We start from the raw sequence: 14,192 nt of genomic DNA, 5'->3' as shown, positions 1-14,192 counted from the left end.
CCGATCGCGTTCAGCTGTGGGCGCGCGCGCCCGGTATCGGCAGCCGCCTGCTACGAACCGAAGCTTTCGGCGCGTGACTCAAGCGAAGCACCAATGCCACCGTTTCTTGTTCAGGCACTCCCAACAGGTCCAGGAAGCTGCCCTGGAGTGAGGTCAGTGTATCGGCGAACCCCGGGGAAACCGCGTACAGTTCTGCGGACTGTCGGGCGAACAGGAACACCGGAGACACCGGCTGCACCGCCAGCCCTCGCCGTTCCGCCTCGATCCACACGCGTTGCAGCACCTCACCGGCCCGGGCGTAGGCGATCAGGTCGGAGGTGCCGGCGGCTGGAGTCGGGAAGGTCACCGCCGCGATCGCCGCGCTCGCGAGCACGCGGTCCGAGGTGTACGCCCCGAGCCCGGCCCCCGCCGACCAATCGCGCAGCAGCCCGACCACATCCGGCCGCCCGCCGACCTCGAACGCGATGTTCTCGTCGGGTCCCAGCTCCATGCTCCGCACGTCCAGACCGGTACGCAGGTCGTCCGCCGGTCCGCGCAACTCGGCCAGCATCTCCTCGTGGATCCGCGGGGTCAGGAATCGCGCCCGGTCCGAACTCCCGAGGAGGTCAGCGGCGGACTCGATACCTGCCCGGGTCGCGACGTGACGCAGCCCGCCACCGGCGGCGGCTGCCACCTCGGCCAGCGCGGCCAGGATCGCGGGATCGGCGGACCCCACCGCCCCGAGCTTCCTATTGGTGTGCCGGGTGGCCAGGGCGGTGTAGTCGCGGGCCAGGACCGAATCGGTCGAATCACCCAGCCGCAACGTCGCGGTCAGGACGCCGGGCCCGTCCGCGCGGAGTTCGCTATCACCGAGCACACCATGGTGTGCCGCGGCCACACGCGCGTTGTACAACGCCGCGCCGACGGCCAGCGCGCTGCCGCGGAATCCGATGTCGATGGCCGAACTCCGGCTCGGATCCAGGGCGATCGTCACAGTCCCGGCATCGGCGCCGAGCGTCCAGGGCTGGGCGTTGCCGCCCGAAGGCGCGAGCTGGGCGTACTGGAGCACCGCCGCGGCCGCGTCGGCCGGAGCGGGCTCGGCCACCGGATCCGGCGGCCACACCGGGTCTCCGGCCGGAACAGGCTCGGCGATCTCGTCCAGCTGCCGGTCCACATCGACCCGGGTGCGGCCCGATGGCAGCTTCACACCGAGTCCGATACGCCGGACGGCCGCCGCGACCGTGGCGCCGCCCAGCTGCACGTCACCCGCCAATTGCGGCCAGCTGGCCAGAGTCTCGCCGATCTCCACCATGCTGGCGGCGGTACGGTCGGACAGCCGCGCGGCGTCGAGGATGCGAATGACGAACGGCGCCTTCTCCTTCGGCGACAGACCGCGGAGTTGCGCCGCACCGAAGTCGCCGAGCACTCCGTGGAAGGGGCGGCGGTCCGGTTCCAGATCGAAGCGCTCCACGTCCAGCAGACCGCGGTCGCTGGTCTCCATCAGCAACGGCAGCCGGTGCCGCCGCGCGGCCTCGCGGACGGCGAGTTTGACGTCCAGGGAATCGCACTCCTCGACGACGATCGAGAGACCGTCGAGGAAGGCATCCATATTGTCGTCGTGAACACCGTCCGCGAACACCTCGACCGGGAGGTAGGGGTCGAGCTCCGCGATACGCCGGGCCGCGACCACCGCCTTGTTGACGCCGAGATCGAACAGGCCGCCCGGCAGGCGATTCAGATTGGTGAGCTCGACGGTGTCGAAGTCGGCCAGCCGCAGCCGCCCACAGATGCCCTCCATGGCCAAGGTGTAGGCGATGGTGTGCCCGACGCTCTGTCCGACAATTCCAATCGTCTGCCGCGCCAGAATTTCCTGTTCGGCGCGAGTGATCTTGTTTCGATTGCGATCCAATCGAACCGCGCGCATGATTTCCGCGCCCGGCAGCGCAATCACAGCGCTACGCCACGGATAATAGACCCAGCGATCAGCTTCCGGGCCTTCCGACAATTCCGGCGGGGAAGGCAAATCGGCGAATTCGCCACGCAGCAAGTCGCGCAAATCTGTGAATTCAATGCGACCATCGGCTCGGAGTTCCGAAATCCGCACGGCATCAGCCGGATCGGATTCATCCAACAGTAGCGGCCGGTACGCCCCGGTCGCGGATTCCTCGATACGCATTTGTCAGGCCGACCCCTCGACCGAGCCCTGTTGGGCCGGGAAAATCGGTGGGAACCGGGCCAACTCCTCATGCTCGGCGTCCATCAGCTCACGCTGATTCACGTCGGCGATAGAGCGGTATCCCTTCATGTCCCACCAGAGCGACACCGTCCGGTACCGCTCGTCGGGGTACGGCGCCGAGGGTATCCACCAGGCCGGTTTACCACCGCTGACCGCCCACTGCGGTGCCACATCGCGGTCGGCGGTCAGGAATCCGTAGCGCACGCCCATCAGGTTCGTGGCATGCACGATGCAGCGGGCGACGGCTTCGCGCACCGCTCTCCGATGCTCGGCATCATGGGCCACCCAGCCGGCCTTCAGCTCCACCACCCCGCCCCTGGACCGATCGGCGATCATCCGCCGGAGCGCATGTTCACCGCGATGACCTCGCCATTCGGTAGCCACAGCGTGGGACTCGTCGGCATGGGAGTACGGACCCTGGACCCGCAGGCCTCCGACCACGCGCCCGCCCTCGTCGACTGCGGCGATGAACATCGGGGTCGATCTGCCATTGATCGCCCGGTCGTACTCGAGTGCCATTTCCACGTCGTAACGGCGGTAGGCCGCCAGTGCGCCGTCCATGAATCCCTGCCACAGAGCACCGTGAGTCTGAGGGGTGCCCACGACGAAGACGTGGCCGGACCGCGAGTCCCGAAAGCGCATCTGGCCCGCATCGGAGCCTTCCGCCGGGACGGCCGCGAGTGCTTCGACAGCCATACTGTTCCTACTCCGTTGCTTACTCCCGAGTGCCACCGGACACGGCTGTCTTTCCACCGCACTCGGCGCTGGCACCTAGGGGAGTATCCGCTAGGCCGCAGAAATTGTCCAGGCGTCCGGCAAATCTTCCGAAACCCGAATGGTTGTATAGAAATCCCGCCAGGTCAAACCATTGCTATCGGCCATGAAAACCGGCGACAAGACCGGTCGGTTCTCAATCGGTTAATAATTAGCTATCAGACCAGGATGGAGATGAACAGCTCCAGTTCGGACGGGCCGTGCCAGATCTCGATCTCCTCGCGGTAGGCGCGGGTGATCTCGGCGGAGGCGGTGGCGTCGTCGACCTGGGCCCAGACGTCCTCGACAGGGTCGTGGTAGTCGCCGTTGGGGCTGAAGCGGGCGTAGACGCCCTTGGGGACCCGGATGAGGATGTCGCCGGTGGGGGCTTCGTCGGGGCCGGGGTATTCGTAGGAGACCAGGACGTTGTAGTTGCCGGCGGGGTCGGGGACGTAGACCGTGGCCAGGGGGCGCTGGGTGGCGCCGCGGTCGCGGAGGCGGTCGCGCAGGAACTCGATGAGCTCACTGTTGGAGACCTTGAAGCTGGGGCGCACCCGGGGAACCACCAGGCCGCCGTAGACGCCGCCGGGGCGGACCACGATCGAGTAGGTCATGACGGCTCGACCGCCAGGTACAGATCGATCTTGTAGGCGTGCGGGTAGGTCTCGAAATCACCGGTGTGAATGCGCTTGATCTGGTTGTGCTCCTCGGCGTAGGCGATCTGCGTCCACAGGTCGGTCATCACCTGCGGGAAATTGCCGATCGAGGAGAAGCGGGCGTAGGTGCCGCGCGGGAGGCGGGCCACCAGATGGCCGCGGGTCACCTCGTCGAGGGAGGAGCACTGGTAGCCGACGATCTGGGTGTTGTAGGTGCCCAGCTCGGCCGCGTAGTCGGTGTAGGCGGAGGCGAGGGGGCCACCCAGGTCCTGGTGCAGGACCGCGGCCCAGGCCACCTCGAGGTCGTGATCGCGCAGTTCACCGAGGGCGCGTTTGGGACTGCGCACCGGTAAACCGGCAACCCAGATCTCGTCCCGCTCGACGATCTCGAACTGCATGGGAAGAAACTCTCTCGAGGTGTGATTCACAGCCGGTCGGCCAAGCCTTCGCCATGCTATCAATCGCCGGGGAGCGTGCCGGGCGACACGGCAGAGGCGCTCGTCTCACCGGGCGGTGGGGTCGTCCTCGCGGCGGCGGTGCGGGCGGGCCATGGGTGCGTGCCAGTGCCGATACAGCGCGAGCAGGCGCAGGGCGACCGCACCCGCACCGGCCAAAGCGCCTGTCCAGTAGGTGTATTGGCCGTAGTGCAGCAGGGTCGCGGTCACCGCGGATCCGAGCAGCGCGGGGACCGCGTAGAGCTCTCCGTCACTCAGGACGCTCGGTGTGACACCGGCCAGTACGTCGCGGATCACACCGCCGCCGACCGCGGTCACCAAACCGAGCGCGGCGGCCGAGGTCGCCGACATGCCGTGCTGGAACGCGGTGACCGTGCCGGTCACACAGAAGATGCCGAGACCGATCGCGTCCGCGACATTGAGCGGGGTGCGAGTCAGGCGGACCGGCGGGTGCCAGAAGAAGATGAGCACCGCGGCCAGCAGTGCCGTCGCCGCGTAGGAGAGGTCGACGAAGGCGCGTGGCGGGGTGCGGCCGATCACCAGATCGCGGATCACACCGCCACCGGTCGCGGTCGCCACCGACAGGGCCGCGATGCCGACCACGTCGAAGCGGCGGCGCACCGCGAGCAGCGCGCCCGACACTCCGAATGCGAACACTCCCATCAGGTTTCCCGCGCTCTGCGCCGCGTCGGCGGCGGTGCCGAGTTCGACGAGATCACTCATTGCACGCCCGGTTCCCTTCCTGGGGTCGCTAACTCTCGGCTAACGGCGCTCAGTATGCCCGGTCCGCCGTGCCGACGCCCAGCCGCACGGTACGGGCCGAAATGTGATTGAGTCGCCTGGTGTGCCGCACAATTGCCCAGCTCGATGCGGAACTGACCGCCTGTCGCGCCTGCCCGCGACTGGTGGCGTGGCGCGAACAGGTCGCCCACGAGAAACGGGCCGCGTTCAGTGACGAGAATTACTGGGGCAAGCCGGTTCCCGGGCTCGGTCCGGCCGATGCCCGGCTGCTGGTGGTGGGGCTGGCGCCCGCGGCGCACGGCGGCAATCGCACCGGTCGCATGTTCACCGGTGACCGCAGCGGCGACGTGCTCATCGCGGCCATGCACGCGGTCGGCCTGACCAATCAGCCGACCAGTGTTTCCGCGGACGACGGTCTGCGTTTGCTGGGAACTCGCGTGACCGCGCCGGTGCACTGCGCACCGCCCGACAACAAGCCGACGCCGCTGGAACGCGACACCTGCCGCCGCTGGCTCACCACCGAATTGACGCTGCTGGCGCCGACATTGCGGGCGATCGTGGTGCTCGGCGGCTGGGGTTGGCAGGCGCTGCTGCCCGCACTGTCCGAATCCGGCTGGGCGGTGCCCAAACCCAAACCGCGGTTCGGGCACGGCGCGCATATCGAACTGGACGGCGCCGCCCCCGGCCGGTCCCCGATCCACCTGTTCGGCACCTATCACCCCTCCCAGCAGAACACCTTCACCGGCCGCCTCACCCCCGCGATGCTGGAGCAGGTGCTGCGCGACGCCGCCCGCGCCGCCGGCCTCCCCTGACCGCCGAGTGGCACATGTTGGCGGGGTTTTGCCCGAAGCCCCCTCCAGGGTGTGCCGGTCGGCGAACCGGGCGGGGTGGGCGGACCGGCTAGGATACGGTCGTGAGCAGGGCCGATGACGAATCCGGGCAGGGCGGCGCGACCGTCCGGGGTGGCGGTAACGGCGTCCGGCCGCGGCGGGCCGAGACCCGGCAGCGGTTGCTGGACGCGGCGTTCGAGGCGTTCGCCGAGGAGGGTTTCGGCCGGTGCTCGGTCGAGCAGGTGTGTGAGCGGGCCGGGTTCACGCGGGGCGCGTTCTACTCGAACTTCACCTCGCTGGAGGAGCTGTTCCTCGCCATGTGGGAGCAGCGGTCGGCACTGATGCTGGCCGAGGCGGCGGCGGTGCTGGACGCGCCCGGCTCGGTGGCGAACGATCCCCGGCGAGCGGTGGAACAGGTCCTCACCGCGGTTCCGGTGGACGACAAGTGGTTTCGGATCACCTCGGAGTTCACCGCGCACGCCCTCCGCAATCCCACTCTGCGGCAGGTGATGGTGGCGCGTGAGGAGGCGATCGCGGCGGCGCTCACCCCGGTGGTGGTGGCGCTCATGGGACGCAATGCCCGGCGCGTGCCCGATCCGGCCGCGTTGGGACGGGCGCTGGTGGCGGTACACGACGGCACCCTGGCCCAATGCCTGTTGGAGCCGGACAACCCCGCGGTCCGCGAATACCGGATCGACCTGTTCCTGCGAGTCCTCGACTCCTACAGCGAACCGGCCTGACCGTTCGGACCGGACCGGTGTGGCCCGCGACGCGCGCGCTCGAGTCCCGGAATTCGGGCCGATCGTGAGCGATGGCGTGCACTATGTCGAACGCCCGATCGGAGTTCTCCCCGAAGCGAAGTTCGACGATGAGCCGCTCGCCGAACGCCTGCCCGCCGCATTCCCGTACGCGTCGAACGAATTCCGCCCCGGCGCCCGCCCCGAGCACATGATCAATGCTCATATCAACATGAATCGACACCGGCTCGTATTCGAAATTCCGTTCGCCGGACAGGAATTCACCCCACAAATCCAGCAACCGTAGCCCGCCCACCCCCGACAGCAACGGAATCACCCGCACCCGAACCACCTCCGCCCCCGCCCCGAATTCCACCGCGTACCCCACTCCATCACCCCCAGTCCGCCGGCCCGCCACCGAAAACCCGCACACCCCCCAAGCTCTCCGCCACCACCCGATCCGTCTCCGCCCGCCCAGAGCCCCCGTGTCCAACACCTCCCGCCCCGAACGGCGCCCACCCGGGCCGCCCACCATCCCCGCGCAGCCCCCTCCCCCAGCCCGGAACGCCCGCCCACATCCACATCACCACCCCAAGAAACCCCTCCTAACCAGCCGATTCGCCGACTCCCCACCCCACCTGCTAATGTTCTCCGAGCGCGGATCGGAAGATCCGGCGCGGGGCTATAGCGCAGTTGGTAGCGCGTCTCGTTCGCATCGAGAAGGTCAGGGGTTCGATTCCCCTTAGCTCCACAGAACACAGAGCCGCAGGTCAATGACCTGCGGCTCTGTTGCATGTTCGGTGAGGCGCGGATTCGGAAGGTGCCTTCCGAAACGAAACTGGGCATCTGCCCGATACGCCTTGGAACGTCCGGCAGATGGTGTCGGGTGTTTGGTTCCTCGAGTTGGGTAGTCCGATCGGGAGTCGGCTCCTGGCTCTTCATGCGATACGAACCGAGGGGATTCATGGGCAAGTCATTGGGTATCGCCGCGACGGTTGCGGCCATGAGTGTTTCGGGATTGGGCTTGGCGGCGGTTGCCGGGTCGGGTAGCGCGCAGGCCGCGCCACAGGACTGCGCCGTGACAAGAGGGGTGTTCGACGCGTCCGCGGTCTGCGGGGCGGACGGCGGCACCAACTATGTGCTCCATCTCGACTGTGTCGGCCTCTACTCCAGCGGGCCGTTCCCGCTGTACGCCATCGGGTCCTACAAGGTGCTCAGCTATCCCTTCACACCGTCTGGTCAAACCATCTCGGCAGGGTGCACCGGAATGGGTCCCGGCGTCTTCGCCGTGGCGACAAATGCCTACGTCGAGGTCTACAACCCTTAGTCCACAGTCACCGCCCGTGACCTCGACAGAGGTCACGGGCGGTTGTCGTTTCGAGGGTCATGCATCGGCCGGAGCGAGATGAGTCGCTCTAAAACCCACCGTGCCAGTAGTTTTGGTATCTCGCCCTACCGGCGGTGGGTTCCTCGGCAGCGTCGAGATCGCCGACCTCGACTGACGGCGTACCGAGGGTGTACGTCGCCGGCAGCGTCAGCTGACGGATGTGGCGGTGGGGGCCGGACGGCGACAGTGGGATCACGTTGTTGGATCTCACTGCTTCGGAGGATGAGAACTCATGGTCGGCAATGGATATGGATGGCTGCGGCGGCGGGCGGCGCGGGTTGCCACGGCGGTCGTGGCGGGGGTGGCCGGGGGTGGTCTGGTTGTTGCGTGCAGCGCGGAGGCCGTCACCAAGGCCGGGCCCGTGGATGACGCGCCGCGGCCGACCATCGTGCTGGAGCACGGGGCGTTCGCCGACGGGTCGAGTTGGAACGCGGTGATCGAGAAGCTGCGGAAGGATCGGTATCCCGTGGTGGCGGCGGCCAATCCGCTGCGGGGTCCGGCGAGCGATGCCGCCTCGCTGCGGGGGTTGATCAGCAAGATCGATGGGCCCGTCGTTCTGGTCGGGCATTCCTACGGCGGGTCCGTCATCAGTGCGGCGGCCGCGGGGAACGACAAGGTGAAGGGTCTGGTCTATGTGGCCGCGTTTCTGCCCGCGGTCGGTGAGAACGCGCTCGAACTGACCAACAAGTTCCCGGGGTCGACGCTGCCGGGCACGCTGAATCCGGTGGCGTACACCGGCGTCGACGGGGTCGCGGGGACCGATCTCTACATTCAGCAGGACAAGTTCCGGGCCCAGTTCGCGGCCGATGTCCCCGAGGGCGAGGCGGCTCTCGCGGCGGCGGCGCAGCGGCCGATCGCGCAGGCGGCGTTGGAGGAGCGGGCCACCGTCGCGGGGTGGCAGGAGAAGCCCAGCTGGGACATCGTCACCACCGAGGATCTGAATATCCCGGTGCAGGCGCAGCGGTTCATGGCCGAGCGGGCGCACGCGACGGTCACCGAGGTGAAGGCGTCGCATTCGGTTGCCGTGTCGCATCCGGATGTGGTCGCGGACGTGATCGAGCAGGCCGCCGCGGCGGCGCACTGAATCTCGAAAATCCTTACACCACAGGAGAACACAATCATGGATATGAAACTCGAAGTCGTCGGCTGCCCGTGTCGGATGTCGACCGCGCCAAGGCGTTCTATGTGGATCGGCTCGGCTTCCGACTGGACGCGGATTTCGCGGTGAACGACGGATACCGCGTGATACAGGTGACGCCGCCGGGGTCCGAATGCTCCATCATCTTCGGGGCGGGTGTCAGCGAATCCGCGCCGGGAACACTGCGCGGCCTGCACCTGGTGGTCACCGATATCGAGAAGGCGGTCACGGAGTTGGCCGAGCGCGGGGTCGCCGTCGACGGCCCGTTCCAGGACGCGACCGGCGTCTTCCATCACGCCGGAACCACCGATCGCGTCGCCGGCGCGCACCCGGAGCGCCGCAGCTACGGTTCCTTCGCGGCGTTCGACGACCCCGACGGCAACAGCTGGTTCCTGCAGGAAATCACTCAGCGCGCGCCCGGCCGCTGACCCGGACCGAAAGCAGATCATGTCCGACGAGAACATCCAGATGTACGACGTCATCGTCCTCGGGGCGGGGCCGGTCGGCGAGAATGTCGCCGACCGCACCGCCGCCGCGGGACTCCGCACCGTCATCGTCGAATCCGAGCTGGTCGGCGGCGAATGTTCGTACTGGGCTTGCGAACCCAGCAAGGCGCTGCTGCGGCCCGCGTTGCTGTACGGCGAGGCCGCGCGGTTCCCGGGCGTCGCGAACGCGGTCACCGGCCCCCTCGATGCCGACGCGGTCCTGAAGCATCGCGACCGGATGGCGGCCGATTGGGACGATCGGGGTCAGGTCGAATGGCTCGAATCAGCGGGTATCGCCTTGATTCGCGGTCACGGGCGGCTCGACGGGGTGCGGGAGGTGACGGTCGCGACTCCCGGCGGCGGGACCGTGCGATTGCGGGCCCGGCACGCGGTCGCGGTGTGCACGGGTACCCGGGCGGCGCTGCCGCCGCTGCCGGGTCTGGATGCGTTGCGGCCGTGGACCAGTCGTGAGGCCACCAGTGCCCGCGAGGTGCCGCGCCGGCTCGGCATCGTGGGCGCGGGAGTGGTCGCCGTCGAAATGGCCACGGCGTGGCGGGCTCTGGGGGCCGAGGTCGTGCTCATCGCGCGGGAACCGCGGCTGCTCGCCCGCGTCGAGGAGTTCGCCGCGGACCTGGTCGCCGGCCGGCTGCGGGCGGCCGGTGTCGACCTGCGGTTCGGTTCGGGCATCGTGACCGCGGAACGGGCGGGTGGACCCGACGACGGCATCCACCTCGGCCTGTCCGGCGGTGAGCGGATCGTCGTCGACGAGCTGCTGTTCGCGACGGGCCGGGCGCCGCGCACCGACGATATCGGCTTGGAGACAGTCGGTTCGGTCCCCGGCGACTGGCTCGCCACCGATGACGCGTTCACCGTGACCGCGGTCGACGGCGAATGGCTGTACGCCGTAGGCGATGTCAATCACCGGGCGCTGCTCACCCATCAGGGCAAGTATCAGGCGCGGATCGCCGGGCAGGTCATCGCCGATCGGGCGGCCGGACGGGAGCTGGACCGTTCGCCGTGGGGCGCGCACGCCGGGACCGCCGACCTGGTCGCGGTACCGCAGGTGGTGTTCACCGATCCGGAGATCGCCGCGGTCGGCCTCACCACCGAGGAGGCGGCGCGGCTGGACCGCACGGTGGATGTCGTCGACTACGAGATCGGCCGGGTCGCGGGCGCGATCCAGCACGATCCGGAGTATCGCGGCCGGGCGCGCATCCTCATCGACCCGGAGCGCCGGGTGATCGTCGGGGCCACCTTCGCCGGGCCGGGCGTGGCGGAGCTGCTGCATTCGGCGACCATCGCCATCACCGGTGAGATCACCGTGGACCGCCTCTGGCATGCGGTGCCGTCGTTCCCCACCATCAGCGAGGTGTGGCTGCGGCTGCTGGAGACCTACCGCGATCAGCGCGCGAAGCCCTGACGGCGGAGCGCCGTCGGGTGACCGTCAGCGAGTACGTCATCCGACGCTCGCGGCCCGCACCCGACGGCTCCTAGCGTCACCACCATGACCAGCATCTTTCGCCCCGCCCTCGACGCAGGAGCACACGGATGATCACCTATGACCGGCTCTATGTCGGCGGCGCCTGGACCGAACCCGGCGAACCGGCGCTGCTGGAGATCCTGTCCCCGCACGACGGATCACTCATCGGCGCGGCGGCACAGGCGCAGCCCGCGGACGTGGACCGCGCGGTCGCGGCGGCGCGCACCGCCTTCGACAGCGGGGAATGGCGCGGCACCCCGCCGGGCGAACGAATCACGGTGCTGCGCAAGTTCAACGAACTGCGCGAGGAGCAGGCCGACCGGATCGCCGAGCTCATCACCGCCGAGAACGGCTCCGCGGCGTGGTTCACCCGGGCGGGTCAAGCCGCGCTGACCCGGCAGGCCAATGCCTATCTGACCGCCGCCGAGCGTTTCGACTGGGAGCGCACCCTCACCCCGTCGGACCCGGATTCCCCGGTGCGCAGCGTGGTTCGGCGCGAGCCGGTCGGGGTGGTGGCGGCGGTGATCTCGTGGAACTCCCCCTTCTCGTCCGCCACGTCGAAGATCCTGCCCGCCCTGCTGACCGGAAACTCCGTGGTGCTCAAGGTTTCTCCGGAGAACTCGCTCAGCATGGGCCTGCTGGCCGAGCTGGTCGATCGCATCGGCCTGCCCGGCGGCGTGATCAGTGTGCTGCCCGCGGAACGGGAAACGAGCGAGTACCTGATCTCCCATCCCGGGGTGGACAAGATCGCGTTCACCGGCTCGACCGGGGCCGGTCGCCGGATCGCGGCCATCGCGGGCGAGCAGCTCAAACGGGTCAGCCTGGAACTGGGCGGCAAGTCGGCGGCGGTGATCCTGCCCGATGCCGATCTGACCGCGGTCGTGAACGGCTTGAAGTTCGGTTCGCTGCTGAACAATGGCGAATCCTGTATCGCCCAGACCCGCATCATCGCGCCGCGCTCCCGCTACGAGGAGGTGGTCGGGGCGCTGGCGGAGCTGGTGGAATCCCTGCCGGTCGGTGACCCACGCGATCCGGAGACCTTCATCGGCCCGATGGTTCGCGGCGATCAGCAACAGCGGGTCCGCGACTACATCGAGATCGGCATCGCCGAGGGCGCGCGCCTGGTCTGCGGCGGCCCGCAGCTGCCGCCGGGACTGTGCGACGGCTTCTATGTCACGCCAACGGTTTTCGCCGATGTGACCCCGTCCATGCGGATCGCCCGGGAGGAGATCTTCGGCCCGGTGCTGGTCGTCCTCGCCTACGACGACCTCGACGACGCCGTCCGCATCGCCAATGACTCCGACTACGGGCTCTCCGGAGGCGTGTGGTCGGCGGACGTCGACGCGGCGCTGTCCGTGGCGCGGAGAATCCGGACCGGGACCGTCACCGTCAATGGCGCGCCGGTCGGCTTCGACGGCCCGTTCGGCGGCTTCAAGGCCAGCGGGATCGGCCGCGAATACGGCGCGGTCGGCCTGGGCCAGTACACCGAATTCCAGACGATCACCGTCTGACGTCGCTGCTAGGGTGGTCCCGTGCTCATCGAGGAAGTCGACAGAATCTAGCCGCCCGGTCGAAGGCGGCGCTTTCTCACACACCTGTCGCTCGGCCCCATCGGCCGAGCGCCCCTGGCCTTCGCCCGGCTCCGAGACGTTCCCGAATCACGTCCGGCCGCTCGTTCGCGAGCAGGAAAGAGTCGACAACCCATGTCCACATCCATGCCTTCCGCCGTCACCCTGCGGAATCTGTCCTTCGAATGGCCCGACGGCAGCGTCGCGCTGTCCGGGCTCAGCGGCACCCTCGGCACCGGGCGCACCGGTGTGGTCGGCCGCAACGGCGCGGGGAAATCAACGCTGTTGCGGCTGATCGCCGGAATCCTGACCCCGACGGCGGGGCGGGTCGAAACCACCGGCGCGGTCGGGTATCTCCCCCAGGGCCTCACCCTCGGCCGTGAGGCGACGATCGCCCAATTGCTCGGTATCGCGGGCAAGCTCGCGGCTCTGCGCGCGATCGAGTCCGGCGAGACGAGCGACGAGCATTTCGACACGATCGGCGACGACTGGGACATCGAAGCCCGCGCCGACGAGGCCCTCCACGACATCGGCTTCAGCGCAGCCGATCTGAACAGACGGGTCGGCGAGATCTCGGGCGGCGAGGCCGTCCTGGTCGCGATCACCGGCCTGCGGGTCCAGCGCACCCCCATCACCCTGCTCGACGAGCCGACCAACAACCTCGATCGCGAAACCCGGGCCAAGCTGGCCGGATTCGTGGATTCCTGGCCCGGAACCCTGATCGTGGTGAGTCACGATCTCGAACTGCTGGAGCGGATGGACGCCACCGCGGAGCTGCGCGGCGCGGAACTGGCGGTCTTCGGCGGGCCCTACAGCGCCTGGAAGGCGTCCGTCGAACAGGAGCAGGCCGCGGCCGTCCAGGCCGCCCGCACCGCCGAACAGGCCGTGAAGGTCGAGAAGCGGCAGCGGATCGAGGCCGAGACCAAGCTCGCCCGCCGCGAGCGCACCGCCCGCGCGACACAGCGGGACGGAGGGATTCCACGGATTCTCGCGGGCAACCGGGCCAGCCGGGCCCAGAGCTCGGCGGGAGCCCTGCGCACCACGCTGGACGCGAAACTCCAAGCCGCGCAACAGCTGCTGGACGACGCGTCGTCCCGGGTCCGCCGCGAGGAGCACATCCACCTCGATCTGCCGGATCCGGATGTGCCGCGCAGCCGCCGGATCGCGGAACTGAGTGACGGTGATCGGCGGGTCATCATTCAGGGCCCGGAACGCGTAGCGCTGGTCGGCCCCAATGGCTCCGGTAAATCGACGTTGATCGAGAACCTGCTCACGGGCCGCGATCCGGACCGGGGCGGTCTGCTCACCGATCGGGTGGGGTATCTGCCGCAGCGTCTGGACAACCTCGACGAGGACGCCAGCGCGCTCGACAACGTGAACGCCGCGGCACCTGCGGCAACCCCGGCCGTGATCCGTAATCATCTGGCCCGCTTGCTGTTACGTGGCGGCAGTGTCGAACGTCCCGTCTCGACGCTGTCGGGCGGTGAACGCTTCCGGGTGTCGCTGGCCCGCCTGTTGTTCGCCGATCCGCCGGCGCAGCTGCTGATTCTGGATGAGCCGACCAACAATCTCGATATCACCAGCGTCGAGCAGTTGACCGAAGCGCTGGCCGACTATCGCGGCGCGATCCTGGTGGTCAGCCACGACTATCCGTTCCTGCGCGGGATCGGGGTCGACACCGTGGTGGAACTCGAACCGGGCGGCCGTATCCAGCAACGCGGCTCTCTGTGAATGCCTCCGGCTCCGG

At 68.6% G+C, this 14,192-nt stretch carries 14 protein-coding genes and 1 tRNA gene; 10 read left to right on the top strand and 5 right to left on the bottom strand.

The genetic code is table 11. From position 1 onward, the window contains the following. Positions 1 to 10 precede the first annotated feature (10 nt). The 5 genes from ACFYTS_RS09505 to ACFYTS_RS09485 all read right to left on the bottom strand — a co-directional run bounded on the left by ACFYTS_RS09505 (position 11) and on the right by ACFYTS_RS09485 (position 4,802). On the bottom strand, positions 11 to 2,155 hold the full coding sequence (locus tag ACFYTS_RS09505) for an Rv1355c family protein (protein ID WP_387302488.1): 2,145 nt from the start codon (positions 2,153 to 2,155) through the stop codon (positions 11 to 13). A 3-nt stretch (positions 2,156 to 2,158) separates the two neighbouring features. Beyond that, complete coding sequence (locus ACFYTS_RS09500) at positions 2,159 to 2,911, bottom strand: hypothetical protein (RefSeq protein ID WP_357280556.1); 753 nt, start codon at positions 2,909 to 2,911, stop codon at positions 2,159 to 2,161. Positions 2,912 to 3,147: 236 nt separating this feature from the next. Further along, positions 3,148 to 3,582, bottom strand: a complete 435-nt coding sequence (locus ACFYTS_RS09495) for an effector binding domain-containing protein (RefSeq protein ID WP_357280559.1) — start codon at positions 3,580 to 3,582, stop codon at positions 3,148 to 3,150. Then, complete coding sequence (locus ACFYTS_RS09490) at positions 3,579 to 4,022, bottom strand: GyrI-like domain-containing protein (RefSeq protein WP_387302486.1); 444 nt, start codon at positions 4,020 to 4,022, stop codon at positions 3,579 to 3,581. Before ACFYTS_RS09490 ends, ACFYTS_RS09495 begins: the two co-directional genes overlap by 4 nt. A 105-nt stretch (positions 4,023 to 4,127) precedes the next feature. Then, positions 4,128 to 4,802 carry a trimeric intracellular cation channel family protein gene (locus ACFYTS_RS09485; protein WP_357280564.1) on the bottom strand — a complete coding sequence of 225 codons (675 nt, stop codon included), beginning with the start codon at positions 4,800 to 4,802 and terminating at the stop codon, positions 4,128 to 4,130. A gap of 119 nt (positions 4,803 to 4,921) precedes the next feature. On the opposite strand from ACFYTS_RS09485, the gene ACFYTS_RS09480 reads away from it, so the two are divergent. The 10 genes from ACFYTS_RS09480 (at position 4,922) to ACFYTS_RS09435 (ending at position 14,176) form a co-directional block, all read left to right on the top strand. Next, positions 4,922 to 5,632 carry a uracil-DNA glycosylase gene (locus tag ACFYTS_RS09480; RefSeq protein WP_357280567.1) on the top strand — a complete coding sequence of 237 codons (711 nt, stop codon included), beginning with the start codon at positions 4,922 to 4,924 and terminating at the stop codon, positions 5,630 to 5,632. Positions 5,633 to 5,829: 197 nt separating this feature from the next. Beyond that, a complete protein-coding gene (locus tag ACFYTS_RS09475) occupies positions 5,830 to 6,390 on the top strand; it encodes a TetR/AcrR family transcriptional regulator (protein WP_357280861.1) in 561 nt (186 codons plus the stop codon). Between the two features lie 19 nt (positions 6,391 to 6,409). Beyond that, positions 6,410 to 6,694, top strand: coding sequence for a hypothetical protein (locus ACFYTS_RS09470; protein WP_357280569.1), 285 nt, complete (start codon positions 6,410 to 6,412; stop codon positions 6,692 to 6,694). Positions 6,695 to 7,065: 371 nt separating this feature from the next. Then, positions 7,066 to 7,138, top strand: a tRNA-Ala gene (locus tag ACFYTS_RS09465). 213 nt (positions 7,139 to 7,351) lie between these two features. After that, positions 7,352 to 7,714 (top strand): hypothetical protein, encoded by a 363-nt coding sequence (locus ACFYTS_RS09460; RefSeq protein ID WP_387302483.1) that lies wholly within the window; start codon positions 7,352 to 7,354, stop codon positions 7,712 to 7,714. A 292-nt stretch (positions 7,715 to 8,006) separates the two neighbouring features. Further along, on the top strand, positions 8,007 to 8,858 hold the full coding sequence (locus ACFYTS_RS09455) for an alpha/beta fold hydrolase (protein ID WP_387302481.1): 852 nt from the start codon (positions 8,007 to 8,009) through the stop codon (positions 8,856 to 8,858). A gap of 68 nt (positions 8,859 to 8,926) precedes the next feature. Next, the gene (locus ACFYTS_RS09450; RefSeq protein WP_387302479.1) at positions 8,927 to 9,340 is read left to right on the top strand and encodes a VOC family protein; all 414 of its coding nucleotides are present in this window, start codon (positions 8,927 to 8,929) and stop codon (positions 9,338 to 9,340) included. Positions 9,341 to 9,359: 19 nt separating this feature from the next. Further along, on the top strand, positions 9,360 to 10,817 hold the full coding sequence (locus ACFYTS_RS09445) for a dihydrolipoyl dehydrogenase family protein (protein WP_387302477.1): 1,458 nt from the start codon (positions 9,360 to 9,362) through the stop codon (positions 10,815 to 10,817). 128 nt (positions 10,818 to 10,945) lie between these two features. Further along, complete coding sequence (locus tag ACFYTS_RS09440) at positions 10,946 to 12,388, top strand: aldehyde dehydrogenase (RefSeq protein ID WP_387302475.1); 1,443 nt, start codon at positions 10,946 to 10,948, stop codon at positions 12,386 to 12,388. Positions 12,389 to 12,580: 192 nt separating this feature from the next. Continuing rightward, complete coding sequence (locus ACFYTS_RS09435; protein ID WP_387302473.1) at positions 12,581 to 14,176, top strand: ABC-F family ATP-binding cassette domain-containing protein; 1,596 nt, start codon at positions 12,581 to 12,583, stop codon at positions 14,174 to 14,176. Positions 14,177 to 14,192: the final 16 nt, after the last annotated feature.

It is taken from the genome of Nocardia sp. NPDC004151 (assembly GCF_042874235.1).
Taxonomy (GTDB): Bacteria; Actinomycetota; Actinomycetes; order Mycobacteriales; family Mycobacteriaceae; genus Nocardia.
Note: the sequence above shows the minus strand (reverse complement) of the source record. Positions and strands in the feature narration are given on the sequence as shown.